The organism is Tamlana crocina, from assembly GCF_012037625.1.
On sequence record NZ_JAAVJS010000347.1, the window covers coordinates 1 to 406 of the forward strand.

At 43.8% G+C, this 406-nt stretch carries 1 protein-coding gene; it reads right to left on the reverse strand.

Going from position 1 to position 406, the window contains the following annotated elements; translation table 11 throughout:
* The coding region (locus HC176_RS17050; protein WP_167920203.1) for a F0F1 ATP synthase subunit A at positions 1–406 on the reverse strand (406 nt) is incomplete at both ends.

Here is a 406-nt window from a genome sequence, read left to right on the forward strand (position 1 = left end):
ATGATCACGTGACCTGCAGTCATATTCGCAAAAAGTCGGATCATAAGTGCAAATGGCTTGGTGAACATTCCCAGCACCTCGATAGGCGCAAGAACGATCTTCATAGGCCACGGCACTCCCGGCATCCAGAATATGTGTTTCCAGTAGTCTTTATTTCCGCTAAACTGAACTATAAAAAATGTAATAAGGGCCAAAGCCATTGTTACGGCAATATTTCCTGTCACGTTCACCCCAAGCGGAGTCATCCCCAGCAAATTCAGGATCCAGATGAAGAAGAAAACAGTCAAAAGGAATCCGGTATATTTTCTATAGTTCTTTCCAATATTTGGCTTTGCAATTTCATCACGTACGTAAAGTACAAGCGGCTCCAGCACTCTTCCGGACCCTTTTGGAACAGACCTGTTTT